The sequence below is a fragment of the Rhodoflexus sp. genome, from assembly GCF_053489755.1.
In genome coordinates, this window is the sequence record NZ_JBRCHD010000016.1 from 140,113 (window position 1) to 155,261 (window position 15,149).

General features: G+C 46.1%; 9 protein-coding genes. 5 read left to right on the top strand and 4 right to left on the bottom strand.

Features of this window, described 5'->3' with window-relative positions; all coding sequences use genetic code 11:
- Positions 1 to 4: 4 nt before the first annotated feature.
- The 3 genes from ACWIP2_RS04530 to ACWIP2_RS04540 all read right to left on the bottom strand — a co-directional run bounded on the left by ACWIP2_RS04530 (position 5) and on the right by ACWIP2_RS04540 (position 8,389).
- Positions 5 to 4,735 (bottom strand): hypothetical protein, encoded by a 4,731-nt coding sequence (locus ACWIP2_RS04530; RefSeq protein WP_448518715.1) that lies wholly within the window; start codon positions 4,733 to 4,735, stop codon positions 5 to 7.
- A 19-nt stretch (positions 4,736 to 4,754) separates the two neighbouring features.
- On the bottom strand, positions 4,755 to 6,458 hold the full coding sequence (locus ACWIP2_RS04535; RefSeq protein WP_448518716.1) for a hypothetical protein: 1,704 nt from the start codon (positions 6,456 to 6,458) through the stop codon (positions 4,755 to 4,757).
- A gap of 284 nt (positions 6,459 to 6,742) precedes the next feature.
- Positions 6,743 to 8,389, bottom strand: coding sequence for a mechanosensitive ion channel family protein (locus ACWIP2_RS04540; protein ID WP_448518717.1), 1,647 nt, complete (start codon positions 8,387 to 8,389; stop codon positions 6,743 to 6,745).
- A 66-nt stretch (positions 8,390 to 8,455) separates the two neighbouring features.
- Between ACWIP2_RS04540 and ACWIP2_RS04545 the strand changes: the two genes are divergently transcribed.
- Complete coding sequence (locus tag ACWIP2_RS04545; RefSeq protein WP_448518718.1) at positions 8,456 to 8,950, top strand: peroxiredoxin family protein; 495 nt, start codon at positions 8,456 to 8,458, stop codon at positions 8,948 to 8,950.
- Position 8,951: 1 nt separating this feature from the next.
- The gene (locus ACWIP2_RS04550) at positions 8,952 to 9,416 is read left to right on the top strand and encodes a nitrous oxide reductase accessory protein NosL (protein WP_448518719.1); all 465 of its coding nucleotides are present in this window, start codon (positions 8,952 to 8,954) and stop codon (positions 9,414 to 9,416) included.
- Between the two features lie 13 nt (positions 9,417 to 9,429).
- Here ACWIP2_RS04550 and ACWIP2_RS04555 read toward each other — a convergent pair whose 3' ends face one another.
- On the bottom strand, positions 9,430 to 10,029 hold the full coding sequence (locus ACWIP2_RS04555) for a hypothetical protein (protein WP_448518720.1): 600 nt from the start codon (positions 10,027 to 10,029) through the stop codon (positions 9,430 to 9,432).
- A gap of 223 nt (positions 10,030 to 10,252) precedes the next feature.
- On the opposite strand from ACWIP2_RS04555, the gene rpsA reads away from it, so the two are divergent.
- From rpsA to eno, 3 genes are all read left to right on the top strand, one after another.
- On the top strand, positions 10,253 to 12,040 hold the full coding sequence (rpsA, locus tag ACWIP2_RS04560) for a 30S ribosomal protein S1 (protein ID WP_448518721.1): 1,788 nt from the start codon (positions 10,253 to 10,255) through the stop codon (positions 12,038 to 12,040).
- A 79-nt stretch (positions 12,041 to 12,119) separates the two neighbouring features.
- The gene (locus tag ACWIP2_RS04565; RefSeq protein ID WP_448518722.1) at positions 12,120 to 12,701 is read left to right on the top strand and encodes a thioredoxin family protein; all 582 of its coding nucleotides are present in this window, start codon (positions 12,120 to 12,122) and stop codon (positions 12,699 to 12,701) included.
- Positions 12,702 to 12,748: 47 nt separating this feature from the next.
- Positions 12,749 to 14,026, top strand: coding sequence for a phosphopyruvate hydratase (gene eno / locus ACWIP2_RS04570; RefSeq protein ID WP_448518723.1), 1,278 nt, complete (start codon positions 12,749 to 12,751; stop codon positions 14,024 to 14,026).
- The last annotated feature ends 1,123 nt before the right edge of the window (positions 14,027 to 15,149 follow it).

The window sequence follows — 15,149 nt, forward strand, 5'->3', positions numbered from 1 at the left end:
ACTGTTATATCTTATGTGTAAATTCTTGCGTTTCAATGTCATAGTCCTTGCCAATCACATTGACTTTGCCGCGTAATCTTCCGTTCAGGGTGATCTCGTTAGCAAATCGCATAATCAAGTCGCCTTGAAATATGATATCTACCAAGCGTTCGTTTCCTCTGCCAACAGCTACCAACTCCCATTCAATACCAACGGCGGCGCGCGCAATGGCACTCAAGCGGACATTATCCAAACCTAATGCAGGTTGAAAAATGACTCTGCTGCTTGCCAGCGCTTGTACATAAGCAGAAACGTAAGGTCGGATAGCAGCAACCTCACGCACCCCGATCCATGGTAGTTGTTGATCTATACCTGCCCTAAAGCCTACTCCTACTTCAATCTGGGTTTCGTTAATGTCCACAAAGCCCATAGAAGTGAAACCGATACACATAGGCATCTTGTACACAGGGCGTTCGCGGCTGCCGATTCTTGCCCTGACGTGGTCGGGGCTTAAATCAAATGCAAAACTTGCCTGTCCGCAGACAACAGGGGCATTAAATACGGCATTGGCTTCTAAGCGAATACGCGCATCGGGCACAGATAGAACAGCCTTTCCGTCGATGGCGGCAACTGAGTAGGTAAACACGCCCGGCAGCCCGACGTTGCCAACCTTACCGAATACTTTCATTCCAAGCACATATCCTAAGCGCGAGTCGACAGTAGCCGGGCGGTCGAATCTTCCGCCATTCATAGCCAATTCTACCAAGCCGCCAAATTGTGCTATCATACCTGTGGAAGGCATATCAGAGAACTGGGCGCGAAACATCATCCCAAACCAATTGTCAGGGTCTGGAACGAATGTAAGATTGTGCATGCTAATATCTTCGCCGATATCTTCAAAACTGCTGCGCTTCATACCGAAGTAGAATACGCCTTCCATACCTGTCAACAAGAGTACTTTGGGGATAATGGGAATGCCTTTGGCAAGCGCTGCGGCTACCTTAGCCTTTGTCGATTGCTTTGCGGGCGGCGCAGGCGTTTTACCTGCACCTGCCGCTCCCGCTACCCGCTGCCCAATGGCGCTCAGCGTTGCTTCTGCATTTTTAGAAGGTTTGACAGTAATCAGCGGCTTGCCTGTAACCCTGAAATATATTTTTCCGGCAATCCACTTAGCCCCTTTGACTACGCCGTCTTTTACCGCATTAGCGACAGACTTCGCGCCTGCTTTCAAATAGGCTTTGATGGTGATTTCCAACTCACCCCGCAAGGCAATGTCATCATTGGTGCGCACCAGATTGGTCCACAGCATATCTAATCGGCGACGCTCATGCTCAGACAAACGATTCGTCAGGTCTTTGTTTGCCAAAAACAGCTCCATGCGTTTGATGAAGATCAGCTCGTCATCAGTTTTGATTCTTCGGGCAAGAATCGCCTCCGCTTCTGCCTGTAAAAACTGCGTCATTTCATAGGTAGTCAGATCTACTCCCTCCTCATCGGCTGCATCTATTCGCGCCGACTCTTGCTGAAACTCGGTGAGTGTTGCATCCAGCAATGGCGCTACTGCCGCCCGCGACTCCATTTTGCCGCCAACCGCCGCTCCAAACTGAATCAGCCCAAAAGGATAGTTATCTTGCGCACCAAAAATTCCCAAACCATAGAGTTGTATGACAACAGGCAGCTCCATTCTACCATCAAGCGCACCCATGAAAGCATTACCGTACACCTGATGACCGTAATACAACTTCAGCATACCCTCTATTGCAAAGACCATAGGCACTGCTACCCGGATATACATAGAATCCATCGAAACCCTGCCTTCTTCGTTTACCTCCCACGACCTGCCTCCCCTGAATATAGCAGGAACAGATGCGCTGCTTGTCATGATGGCGGCTTTGCTAACTGCTACTGTCGGCGGTGCATCCGATACGAGCGGAGGTGGTTCCTGCGCCTTTCCTCGGTCATTGTCTGATATGCCTGTATTGGCGCGTGCAATTATATCCTTGAAATCCATTGCGCTCAGAAAATCAGCAGTTGGCACACCTTCTTTGCCTGTGGCATTAGCCATCATTACAATCTCGGCGCGGATGCCAAACACATATTGCCCTGCCATATTAGCCGCCATAATGTGCGTAGCGCGAATTTCATTACCCGAAGGCAGCCTGCCTTTTACCTGATTGGTCAACGGCGTTTGTCCGTTGGGGATACCAAAGCCAATCTGTCCATCGCCCCAAATGCGGAAATCCTGTAAGCCTGACATCGTCAGTTCCAGACCGCGCCATTCAGCATCCACCGTCAAGTCTAAGCGCTCGTTATCTGCAAAGGCAGCGCGGGCAATCTGCATTTCTATGCGCTGGTCGCCGCCTTCCGGATTGAAAGCAAAGTAGCGCCCTGCGAGGTCTTCTTCCATTTTGCCGGGGCGGATACCCTGCGCAGTCAGTTCGGCGGTGTAATCCAGCTCCTGCTCGCCTGCCACCAACGGAATGCGGATAAAGCCACGCAGCAAACTCTGCGTAATGGCGTTGTCTTCTATGTTGATTTTCAGGTTGCGCAACTTACCGCCAAAAGTGTTAAACAATACTGTAGGCTCGCTGCTCATATCCTGCTCGTAGCGGAAAGTTAGGCCTGCGCCTGTCAGCCATGCGCCACTTTCTGCGGAAGATTGCAGGTCTTTGCCAAAGGCGGCTGTCAGGTAGAACTGGTTGCTGCCATCAAATTTTTGCGGGATTTGCAGGCGGTAATTATCAAAATAAATGCCTTTCCACATGGCATTGCTGCTATGAATACCTGCCGATTTTTCTTCGGACAAGTCCACAACAAATTTTTGCGGTACTAACTGCACGAGCGTACCCGGTACAGCTATCAGCAGCTGCGAAAATGTGAGGTTGCTTTCCAGATAAAACAACTGCGCCGCCTGTGCAAAATGTACAAATAATGGCTCGTTTTTCTGTCCGGCAAACTTATCGGACAGCAGCAAATCGCCTTCCATCTGCAATTCATACTGGTTATCTTGATTAACAATTATGCGGGAGGTTGTAGCCAGATTGAGACGGAAGCGGTACGGGTCTGCCAGTTCAAAGCGATTATCTTCGGTAGCTGCCGTACTGCCGAGCAGTTTGAAGTCATCATAAGCAAAACGGGCTTTGGTAAAAACTACTTCTGCCGCCTTACCGCTCATTACTGCGTGCGGAAGCGCCCATTTGGTTTCCCCTTCTAATTGCAGGAAGTCTTTGGTCAGTATCAGGTTTTTCGGATAGAAATAAGCAGCACCGTTTTCTGCCAGTAAAGGCTTCAGTTCTATGCGCTCCCACTGCAGCGGATGAACAATTTCACCTGTTGCCAACACCATTTGCCCTGCCACATTTTCAAGTTTGATTTCTTTAAAGTCAAACGCTTCAGCATCGCCTTGTGCATTGATTTTGATGCTGCCGCGTCCGGAAAGTTTGCTTAGGTCGGCATTAGACGTACTTAGCACCGTTACCTCGTGCTTGCCTGCCATGAACTTCTCCAGCACAGGCGGCCCGTTGAAAATCAGAGCATTACTTTTGGCAACTTCCTGCTCGCCGCTGTATGCCAGCACATGCCATGCATAGGATTGCCCCGCTTCAGGACGCTGCCCACGCAGGATATACTCCCAGCTATTGCCCGTTGCTGGCACTTCGGGGGTTTCTTCCTCAAACCATGCCGGATTTGCAAGCACGGCACCGGCGGCATCCTGTCCGGGCATGAGTTCTACAGCGCGGAACTTGTAGCGCACCGACTGACCGGGCGTGAGCTTATCAGGCAGCGACCATGAAAATTTCAATAAGTCATTTTTCCCGAAAGAATACTGATTGTCAGGTTTTTGTAAGGCAATTCTGCCACCCTCCGGGTAGCCGTACTGAAACCAGCAAACCTGACTGATGCCGTTGTTTTTGAAAACATTGCGCCCATCGCGGTCTATTGCCTGCACTGTCCAAACGTAGCGCTTGGAAAGCTCCAGCGGCGGCGCACTGATGTTGTAGTTATAGCTCGTGCGCCCTGCAATAGGCTCGGATTCAAAAATCGGAATGGCTTTACCGTTGTTAATTGCCAGCAGCGGATCGGTTTGCAGGTCGGTAACTTCATAGACTTTCAGCACATATTCGGTGTTTGCCTGAATGGCAGCCGTACCGTTGGTCAGTTGCCATTGAAACTGAATGTTTTGCGGCTCAAGTGGTTTAACCGATGAAGCACAAACCGGCAACAGCGGCGTAGGCTCGTCTATGGTCATCAGCCATGCATCATAGCAGCCTGCGCGGGAAAGCACCTGATTGCTGCGGTAGTCTATCACCTCAAAACAAAAACTGTAAAGTCCATCGGGCAGGCGGTCGGTACGGCGCAGTTCGTCCGTGCTGATGCCGCTTACAAGCATGTTATTCAGGTCTAAGTATTGCGAAAGGTCGGCAGCGGTCAGTCGCAGCGGCGTGCCCGGCACAATGGTAATAGGCGCTGCGGGGCGAAAATCCGGACGCGTGCGCAAGCTCATGCGGCTACTCTGAATATTTACGCGCAAATAAAACTCCCACAAAGGCTCATTAAAGTCATTAAAAGCAACATTAACGACTAATTTTTCACTTGATGGGGACAGATAATCGCTCAACAGCGTAGAATAGGGCGGCTGTACAATCGGATTGACCCGAAACGGAAAAGTCTGCGCCCTGACTGCCTGCTGCCCTGTCAGCAAGAACAGTGTCAGGTATAGTAGTTGCTTCAGCCTTTGCAGTAAATACCGATTCATATATGGTTATAAAATTTGTTTAAAATCCAAAAGTATAGTTGTAGTTTACCCCTGCGCGCAACTCGCTGAATGAAGGCGCATTTGTCTGTTGCGAATTGCGGTTGAGGTACATCACATTAATGCCCATGTTATGGGACGCAGCTACACGATAACTCATCATGCCGCGCAGATTGAGGTTTCCGCTTAGCAATTCGCCACCTGCATAAGAATTGAGTAGGCTACCTGAAGCATTCAAGCGCATTTTTCGCTTGAGCAAGCCTTTGGTTGCAGTTAGTGTAGGACCGGCTACTAAATTCTCAAAGCCCGTACTGATGTTGCGGCTCACATTGAATGAGACTCCCAAACTCAAATCCGTTGGCATCAACGTATATTGATAAGAACTCAGCCAGTTCCAAAAAGTTGTTTGGGAGTTGCCGTTATCGTTTGCACCCTGAAAATTAAAGTTACTCATCAGGATGTGGCGGCTGCGCTCATTGCCTGTGTTGTAATTCGCGCTTATGCCTGTACTATTGGTTATCTGCAAAAGGCTGAGTGAGTCGGGGTTAATTTGTGTATTATTAAAATCCGTAGCTGCCAGCAGCACCCTTGTTGCAGAGCTGAAATTGGAGTAATTGGCTGAAAGATTCAGTTTTTCGTTGGGCGTATAACTAATATTGAATGAGCCCGACAGGCGCGTCATTTCATTGGAAAGTCGTTGGCTGAGGTTGTTGCGCTGAAAGCCACCGCCTGCGGAAACATTGATTTTATTTTCAAACATGCGCCAACTGACCGAAGCCTGCACATCTTCCAAATCGTTGTTAAGGAATACCGAACCGAGCGTTTTGTAGTCGGGGTCTATCCGGCGGTACTGAAGGCGCAACTGGTATTTATCCGCGGCGTAAGTTGTTTCGGCATTGATTGCCGAGTTGACCTGTGAGCTTAGATTTTTGTGCGACAAAAGCGCCGCAGCAAGTCTGTTGATGCCTGAAAAGCTCGTACCATCGTTTTCAAATCGTATGTCGTTGGTGAAAGCGCTAAGCGCATATTCAGCCCGAAAATTAAAGCGTTTGGTAAATTGCTGCCGCACTTGAAAGCCCAAAATGCCGTTTTCTACGGGTGTTAAACTTTCAGACGTAGTTACAGGCACAGAGTTTAGGTTGTCTTTTGCATGAAAATAAATCAAATCAACCGATCGGTTTTCCTGCTTGCCAAGTGTCATTTTTACGCCCTGCCCCCAGCGCTCGTAGGCAGGCACACCGCGCACAATGCCCTCTACCCCGCCCTGCGCAATGGCGCGTACAAAGCGTCCGTACAACGCTGTTACTTTTACGGGCGACTCTTCAGGAGAAACCTCAAGTCCTGCACCTAGAAATACATTGCCCGAAAGCGTGTAAGGTGAAAATTCCAGATTGCGATAGCCCAAATGCGCTGTAAAGGATTTGTAGCGCGGACTCAAACCAAACTGGTTGAAAGGCTGTGTAAATCGGCGGTTGAGTTGGCTGAAAGTAGCCGATAACGGAATGTCTATACCATAAAGACTAATATTAAGTGCGCCGTTCAGTTGCCAGAAAAAGGGATCTCGACGATTGGCAATCCCACTTGCCTGATAACCTAAAAAAGAACCGCCCAGAGAACCGCTTACTTTCACAGGCTGCTCATTTTTCAGATTTCCCAAATCTTGCCCAAAAATACTTTTTGACAAAAAAATTACAAGGATGAAAGCTACGTAGTAAAGAACCTTCATAGATTCGTTTTAATTGATTAGCAAGAAATTACTGCAAATCTAACGAATTAAAGAAGATTCTATTTGCGCACTAAACACACTAAAGGTACAATGTAAGTATTATGTTAATTTTTATTTTCAAGCGACGCAAATATGAAGTGAATAAGATTAATTAACGATAATCTTACAAAGAACGAAGACTGTTTAAAAATAGGCCTAAAGTTAAATAAAACACCTTTTTTATAATCTTTTAGAAGGAAAACTTACATAGCTTTTATTTCAAGGCATTTCAAACCAGCATCCATTTATTCTGTAGGCGGAAAATGACGACTTAAGTAATTATGTGAAATCTGACGATATTCTTCAGGTGATATATTACGCGATAAACTGCCGCTATCTGCTGCCATTTTTTCCACATAAAGGCTTGTACTTGGGAAGGCAAACTGCACGCCCATATCTGCCGCTAGGCGAATAATGTGGAAAATCATCTGCTCGCGGATCATAAGCTCTTCTCTGATGTCTGTTACTCTGATAAACACCTGAAAGCGGATTTGGATAGCAGAATCAGCAAAATCAAACAGCGTAATCAGTATATCATTAGACTCTATGTTTGGATGAGCCACAGCAACACTGCGAAGTCCTTCAATGTATGCATCTATCAAATCAGGCGGGGTATCATAGCGGATGTTTATCATCGTGCGGAAACGGTGCTTTTGGCGCATTCCCATATTCTCCAGTGTCATATCGGCAAGCCTACCATTGGGAATAACCGTTACCGAATTGGCAAAGGTTCTGATCTGCGTACTTCTGAATCCGATGTATTCTACCCTGCCATCTAACCGATCGCCGATGATCCAATCACCGTTTTTGAAGGGCTTGTCTAAGAATATCATTACAGAACCAAAAAGGTTTTTCAGGGTATCCTGTGCAGCTAAGGCCACTGCCAAACCACCAATAGAAAGACCGGCAATAACACCAGCCACATTCAAATCGAAAATATATTGCAGCAAATAAACTGCCGTTATAAAAACGATCAGTACCCGTAAAATGCGCTTGAAAAGTAGGATCAGTTGTTCGTTGTAGTTCCAGCCTTTGCTTCGATACAACTTTTCGACGTAATAGCCCCCCAGTTTCAACGAGCGATAAATCACCGTAGCAAACTGAATAACCCAGATAACTGTCAGCGTCGGATACACATAGCGCATATATGCTATCGGGAGCTGCAAAATCGGCAGCAATGTATTAAGCACGAACAGGATCGAGGCCATAATCAGCGGCTTGGCTACTGGGGTGAGGTAGGCATCTGCAAAATCAGCCTGATCTCGACGCGTAAGCATCGCCACCGGTACGCGAATCAGCAGCGCAGTAGCTATCCTGTACAAAATAAAAACCAAGGATAGTAAAATCACCAGCCCTACCCATTGCCAAGCAGTAAGTAGCAAAAAAGTTTGTGGCGGATTGAATAAATCAATGCCTAACAACTCTCTGGTGTCAATAATAAAAACCAACTGGTACAAGTCGGGGATGCTTTGAATGGTTTCCTTAGAGTAGTACCAGTTGTTGCCCACTTTTTCCAGATACACCGAATAGCCCAAATAGCTAAACAAGAAATATGTATTAGGGTTAAGCATGGTCGTATCCTTGTAGTCGGGGCGGTCGGGAATGGTTGCAAAGTTGATGTACTTGCCCAGTCCTTCGTAGATTTCCTTGAGCATCTGTGCGCGTTTGATGCGCTCCTTCTCGCTGATTTCCAGACGCAAGGCAGGGTGATTAAATGGTGCTGCAGCAGACTTGGCAAAGTTTTTCCCGCGTCTGGTTTCGCCAAAGCCAAGGTTCTTAAGGTGCGTCTCAACAGCCTCGCGAGGTGTGGCTAACTGCACGGATTGCGCCACTACAGGCACAGAGATACTTACGGCAAACAGTACGAAAAAATAAATAATTCGGATATACATCAGGGGCTACTTGTAACTAAAGTTGAACAAATATAGCCCTATGGAGGTTAATTTTGCAACATGAATATGTTTCGTAGCCTAGGTTATCTCTTGTTGCTCCTTGTTTTTACGCATTGCCAAAGCAACAATAAAAAAGGTATTGCAAAGGGTAGCATCGCTCCTGATTTTGAAACAACCGACTTGCAGGGAAACGTCCACAAGTTGAGTGATTTCAAGGGCAAAGTTGTGATGCTATATTTCTGGGCAGACTGGTGCCCTGCCTGCAAAAAGGAATTTCCAGAAACGCAGGAATACTACCAAAAACTGCACGGCGATAATTTTGAGTTGCTTGCAATCAACGTATCGCAGCCGCGAGAGGCTTCCGAAGAATTCCATAGAAGATTCAAAGCTACTTTCCCCATGCTGCTCGATACAGAGGGTAAAATTTCAAAACAATACGGTGTGGAAGAATTGCCCACCAACTATTTTATAGATACCGAGGGCAAGGTCGCCCGTCGCATTGTCGGATGGGTTGGTGAACCACAAGTGCGAGTTATGATTAATCAACTGTCAAAAAAATAGCATGAAAAGCAGTAAATATTTTCTATTTACAATCATTTTTTTGTTGATAAGCGCTTGCAGTAGCCAAAAAAGCGACGATAACAGCGCTGAAAACACGCGTTGTGTCCAATGTGGAATGCCAACCGAGGAGTTTCAGGCTTGGCGGGGTAAGATAACAGGGCAGTCTGCAACAAAATACTATTGCTCGCCGCGCTGCCTTTTCATTAACAGCCAAGCACAAGGGCTTGCCGCAACGGATAGCGTTTTTGTTACCGATTATTACGATCAGGAATATATTGATGGCAGAAAGGCTTTCTACGTCATCGGCAGCGACGTAATTGGGCCAATGGGGCATGATCTTATCCCACTTGCTACGCGTCAGGCAGCCGATGATTTCATCGTAGAACACAAAGGAAAACAAATACTCACCTTCGACGAGGTAAACGCAGAAACAATCAAGCAACTCGGCAAGCAACACATGAAATAGTGCTAAACGCTTTTTATCTTTGATCGCCTAAGCGGTCATAAATAATCGGAGTATCGTAAGGTGTAACTTGTTTACCATCGCGGATGAGTAGCTCCATCACCTCAAGCCTGTCTTTGCCAATAGTTTCTTCCAGTGTAAATACTCCGCCCGGAAACTCATTCGGCGCTTTAATGTAGAAACCGCGCTCGGTCTGCGTGTACACCGCAGGCTGAAAAGTAGGCGAAGGCTTCAGCGCATGGTAATCAAAGCGCAAAGTCGGATTATCATTCCTAATATCTTTGGGCGCAATATCCTTTGGTAATTGCATAGAATACAACTTGACTTTGCCTTCGGGCAGCGCCTCAAAGAAAAACAAGTAAGGTTTGACAATCGTATCGCCTTCCCCATACTTGTAATAGCTCTCTTCGAGCAGGAAAAATCCGTTCAGTTCGGCGGGTAGGTTGTCAATTTTATCGTGTGCCACTCGATTGACATGCTTGGCATACGGATGGATTTGCTTGCCTGCTTTCAGTTGTTCGTCTATTTGCCGCTGGTTGTCAAAATCACCCGTGATATAGGTCTTGAACAGATGAATCGGGTGATCATCAGGTATTTGTGCATAAGCGTGCATCATAAAGCAGCTGCAAAAAAGTAAGGTCAGTATGCAAAATTTTTTCATAGCTGAAAAATAATCGCTTTTTATCATAATTGCAAGGTTTTATTGCTGTTAGGAGCAAATGTTCTATATTTGCAGACCTTTCAGGTGAAAGGTCGGATTCGTCCGCATATGTTTAACTAAAATGCCTGTGTTTGAGGCACCAAAACATAGGTGTATTGACAGGTGCACAAAAAATTCAATGAGCAAAGATCTATTAGCTGAGTTTGACTGGGACAGTTTCGCGTCCGACAAATTAGGTGGCGGTTATTCCAAAGATGAAAAAAAGCGTTTGGCAGAACTTTATGCCGGCACCCTCTCCGAAGTGAAGCAGAACGAAGTAGTGAGTGGTACGGTGGTAAGTATCACAGATCGCGACGTAGTATTGAACATCGGTTTCAAGTCAGACGGTCTGGTACCGCTGTCAGAGTTCCGCGATTTGACAAACCTGAACGTTGGCGACGTTATCGACGTGTATGTTGAAAACCCTGAAGATACCAACGGACAACTCATCCTTTCCCGCAAAAAAGCAAAAATTGTTAAGGCTTGGGAAAACATTGAGCATGCATTCCAAAATGATTTGGTTATCGAAGGTCTGGTGAAACGCCGCACCAAAGGCGGTCTGATTGTAGATATTTTTGGTGTAGAAGCATTCTTGCCCGGTTCACAGATTGATGTAAAGCCTATCCGCGACTTCGACATCTATGTAGGCAAGCAGATGGAAGTTAAGGTGGTGAAAATCAACTATGCAAACGATAACGTAGTTGTCTCTCACAAAGTCCTCATCGAGAAAGATCTGGAATCTCAGCGCGCTGAAATCCTCAACAAACTTGATAAAGGTCAGGTGCTTGAGGGCGTGATTAAGAACATGACTAATTTTGGAGTGTTTATTGATCTGGGCGGTGTTGACGGCCTGCTACACATCACTGATATTTCATGGGGACGCATCAACCACCCCGAAGAAGTACTGAGCTTAGACCAGAAGGTAAATGTTGTAGTTCTTGACTTCGACGAAGACAAAAAGCGCATCTCTTTGGGCATGAAGCAACTAATCCCTCATCCTTGGGATAGCCTTCCTGCTGACATTCAGATTGGATCGCGCGTAAAAGGCAAGATTGTAAACGTAGCTGACTATGGTGCATTCCTTGAAATCATGCCGGGTGTAGAAGGTCTGATTCACGTTTCTGAAATGTCATGGTCGCAGCATTTACGCAATCCTCAGGACTTTATCAAAGTTGGCGACGAACTGGAAGCTGTTGTACTGACACTCGACCGCGAAGAGCGCAAAATGTCGCTGGGTGTGAAGCAACTCACCGAAGATCCATGGACAAAAGCTGACATCACTACCAAATATGCAATCGGCAGCCGCCATATAGGCACTGTGCGCAATCTGACCAACTTCGGTCTGTTCCTCGAACTGGAGGAAGGCATTGATGGTCTGGTACACGTTTCTGATCTGTCTTGGACAAAGAAGGTAAAACACCCTTCAGAGTTTATCAAAGTAGGTGAGAAGTTAGAAGTACAGGTACTTGAATTGGATGTTGAACAGCGTCGCTTGGCACTGGGTCATAAGCAACTGGAAGAGAATCCTTGGGATACTTTTGAGACAATCTTTGTTCCCGGCTCTATCCACCGATGCACCATCATTAGCAAGAATGATAAAAATGCCATCTTAGAACTTCCATACGGTCTGGAAGGGACTTGTGCGCTGAAAAACTTGACCAAAGAAGACGGTTCTAAAGCTGAGATAGGTGAAAGTCTCGACTTTAAAGTGCTTGAATTCTCCAAAGAAGAGAAGCGCATTGTACTTTCGCATACAGCTGCATACAAAGAAAACAAAGGCGACGTAAAACCTGCTAAGAAGTCTAAGAAAGACAGCGAAGGCGACGATTACGTTCCCAAACAAGACGAAGGCCGTGCTACACTGGGCGACTTGGAAGCGCTTTCTCAGTTGAAAGAGGACATGACTCGCAAAGAAGAAAATAAATAATTTCACTTCTACTCATAGAAAACCCGGCCTCTAAGAGTCGGGTTTTTTTATTCATTTCGATCCTAATCTATTCCACGCTATGAACTACAGGCACTACTTTGAAATAGGCGTAAGCTATGCCGAGTATTTGCAACAAGCGGAAAAAGAGGCGCAAATCGAACCCAAAACAGGATACCTCCCCTATGTACCGCTCAACTTGCAGCGCATGAAACGCATCGGCAAACAACTGAAGATAAGTGAAGCATTGCAAAACACAATCGCTAACCTGTCTAAAAAAATATACTGGTTGATTATCAGCGAAAATTGGTGCGGCGATGCCGCTCAGTCGCTTCCTGTATTTCATGCGATTGCAGCACTCTCTGGTGGGAAGATCAATCTGCGCATTGTGTATCGCGATCAGCACCCAGAGTTGATGGATGCACACCTAACCAATGGCAGCCGCTCGATCCCTGTATTGATTCAACTGGACGAAGATTTTAGGGTAACTGGCACATGGGGCCCGCGCCCAGCAGAAGCACAACAAAAAGTAATGGCATGGCGCAAGGCAAATATTCCGTTCCAAGAATATGCAGAAAACCTGCACAAATGGTACACCGACGACAAGCAGCAGGCCATTCAGACAGAAATAGCGGCATTAATCAACCATTTGCCGATCAGCTAAAAAAATCCTGTTATATTTACACGGTTTTATCAAATCCTCAATCTGTTATGTCAGTTATTGAAAATGTTGTAGCCCGCCAGATTCTTGACTCGCGCGGCAACCCTACTGTAGAGGTAGATGTTTACACCAGTGATGGACACATGGGGCGTGCAGCTGTCCCCTCAGGCGCCTCTACAGGTACTCATGAAGCCGTAGAACTCCGCGATGGAGATAAAAACACCTACCTCGGCAAAGGTGTACTCAAGGCAGTAGCCAATGTGAACGATACTATTGCCGATGAACTCTATGGCATCTCCGTATTCGAGCAAAATCTGATAGATAAAATCCTAATAGATCTGGACGGCACGCACAACAAGAGTCGTCTGGGTGCAAATGCTATTCTGGGTGTTTCTCTGGCAGTTGCCAAAGCTGCTGCCAAGTCTGCTCGCTTGCCGCTGTATCGCTATGTGGGCGGCGTGAGCGCGAATACCCTGCCTGTTCCACTGATGAACATCCTCAACGGCGGGGCACATGCAGACAACGGCATTGACTTTCAGGAATTTATGATTATGCCGCTCAAGTTCGATACTTTCTCCCGCGCTTTGCAGGCAGGAACAGAAGTATTCCACCACCTGAAAACAGTATTGAAAGGCAAAGGCTACTCTACCAACGTTGGCGATGAGGGCGGCTTTGCCCCCAATATCAAGTCGAACGTAGAAGCTATTGAGGTTGTATTACAGGCTATTGAAAAAGCCGGCTATCGCCCCGGCGAAGATATTATGATTGCGATAGATGCCGCTGCTTCAGAGTTCTACGATGCAGAAAAAGGCATCTATCATTTCAAAAAATCAACAGGCGAACAACTTACCAGCGCACAAATGGCGGAGTATTGGAACGACTGGGTGAAGAAATATCCGATCCGCTCGATCGAAGACGGCATGGCAGAGGACGACTGGAGCGGCTGGAAAATGCACACCGACCTTTCGGGCAACAGCGTCCAATTAGTAGGCGACGACTTGTTTGTTACCAACGTAAACCGTTTGCAAGAGGGCATTGACAAAGGAATCGGCAATTCCATCCTAATTAAGGTAAACCAGATCGGCTCGCTGACTGAAACAATCGCTACGGTAAATCTGGCCAAGCGCCATAGTTATACCAATATAATGTCGCATCGCTCCGGTGAAACAGAAGACAGCACCATTGCAGATCTGGCAGTAGCGCTGAATACGGGGCAAATCAAGACAGGTTCTGCATCGCGCTCCGACCGCATGGCAAAGTACAACCAACTGCTCCGCATCGAGGAAGAGTTGGCAGAAAATGCTTTCTTCCCCGGCTTGAAGTTCTAAGCCCTTTGTATTTCATACAAAAGAGGCTGTCCAAAAAGTAACATAGACTTTAGTCTGTGATCGTTGAAATACTTGATAATCAGACGGTTACAGACTAAACCCTGTGCTACATTCAGCCTTTTTAGACAGCCTCTTATACGAAATGTGAATTGATTATATTAATTTTAACGCGGGTTATTTGCGAATAAATTGATAATCAGTTACTTACGAATCAAGAGAGGAAAAAAGTAAGGATTAGCGAAAAACGGCTAACTTCGGATTTGCACTTTTCAAAGAAGTCATTTTTGCTTGCGCTAACCTTTACAGCACACAAATTAATACAGATTTTCAGCTGCTGATGGCACAGCGCTCTCATCGTCCATCGTAAACTGCGTACTTATTTTCCGCAGCGGCGTGCAACGTCTGCCTTTTGATGAACGCTTTGTTGCCTTGCATGCAGCACAAAAACACTATCTCAAACAAAGAAGGCTTATATAGTATAGAGACCGTCTTTGGTTTGCTGTCTTTTCAAGCCGATATTGACTACACGCGGCGCAGCATCGGTCGCAAATAGGTATGTTCGTCAACCTGTTCAGCGGACTGATTGCTTACACTTAATTTTGATACCCTACCCCAAGCTAAAACTTTCCCATCCCTCTCTCAAATAAGACTTTTCAAAGACCTAATCGCATAACTCGCATTCTGTAGATATCTGATTATCAAGTGATTAACAAATCACAGACTAAAGTCCGTGTTACTTTAGCACATGTTATACTAAAATGGGTAGTGTCAGAAATTAACTGATTCTATGAATTTTTGCAAAAGAAAAAATAAAAACATCTTTACCATCCTAAATAGTTACAAAAGATGATAATAACCGCTCATACTTGCAGTAAATGTGGAAGTAGTAATTTGGTTTTGAATGGCAAAAATAAGAGTGGCAACCCCCACTTATTATTGCAAAGATTGTAAAGTTTATCGGGTGCTTTATCGGAAAAAAGCTATAGATAGAGAGGCTGTGGCACGTACCTATGAAGAACGCAATAGCTATCGTGCTACAGGCAGGATATTCAAGATAAGTCACGTAACGGTGTATAATTACTTGAAAAAAAAGCCAAAAGTTTAGCGCCTTTTAAGACGACTA

Excerpts from the sequence above, each read along its gene's own strand:
- ACWIP2_RS04530 (WP_448518715.1), bottom strand. The coding sequence starts at position 4,735 with ATGAATCGGTATTTACTGCAAAGGCTGAAGCAACTACTATACCTGACA.
- ACWIP2_RS04535 (WP_448518716.1), bottom strand. The coding sequence starts at position 6,458 with ATGAAGGTTCTTTACTACGTAGCTTTCATCCTTGTAATTTTTTTGTCA.
- ACWIP2_RS04540 (WP_448518717.1), bottom strand. The coding sequence starts at position 8,389 with ATGTATATCCGAATTATTTATTTTTTCGTACTGTTTGCCGTAAGTATC.
- ACWIP2_RS04545 (WP_448518718.1), top strand. The coding sequence starts at position 8,456 with ATGTTTCGTAGCCTAGGTTATCTCTTGTTGCTCCTTGTTTTTACGCAT.
- ACWIP2_RS04550 (WP_448518719.1), top strand. The coding sequence starts at position 8,952 with ATGAAAAGCAGTAAATATTTTCTATTTACAATCATTTTTTTGTTGATA.
- ACWIP2_RS04555 (WP_448518720.1), bottom strand. The coding sequence starts at position 10,029 with ATGATGCACGCTTATGCACAAATACCTGATGATCACCCGATTCATCTG.
- rpsA (WP_448518721.1), top strand. The coding sequence starts at position 10,253 with ATGAGCAAAGATCTATTAGCTGAGTTTGACTGGGACAGTTTCGCGTCC.
- ACWIP2_RS04565 (WP_448518722.1), top strand. The coding sequence starts at position 12,120 with ATGAACTACAGGCACTACTTTGAAATAGGCGTAAGCTATGCCGAGTAT.
- eno (WP_448518723.1), top strand. The coding sequence starts at position 12,749 with ATGTCAGTTATTGAAAATGTTGTAGCCCGCCAGATTCTTGACTCGCGC.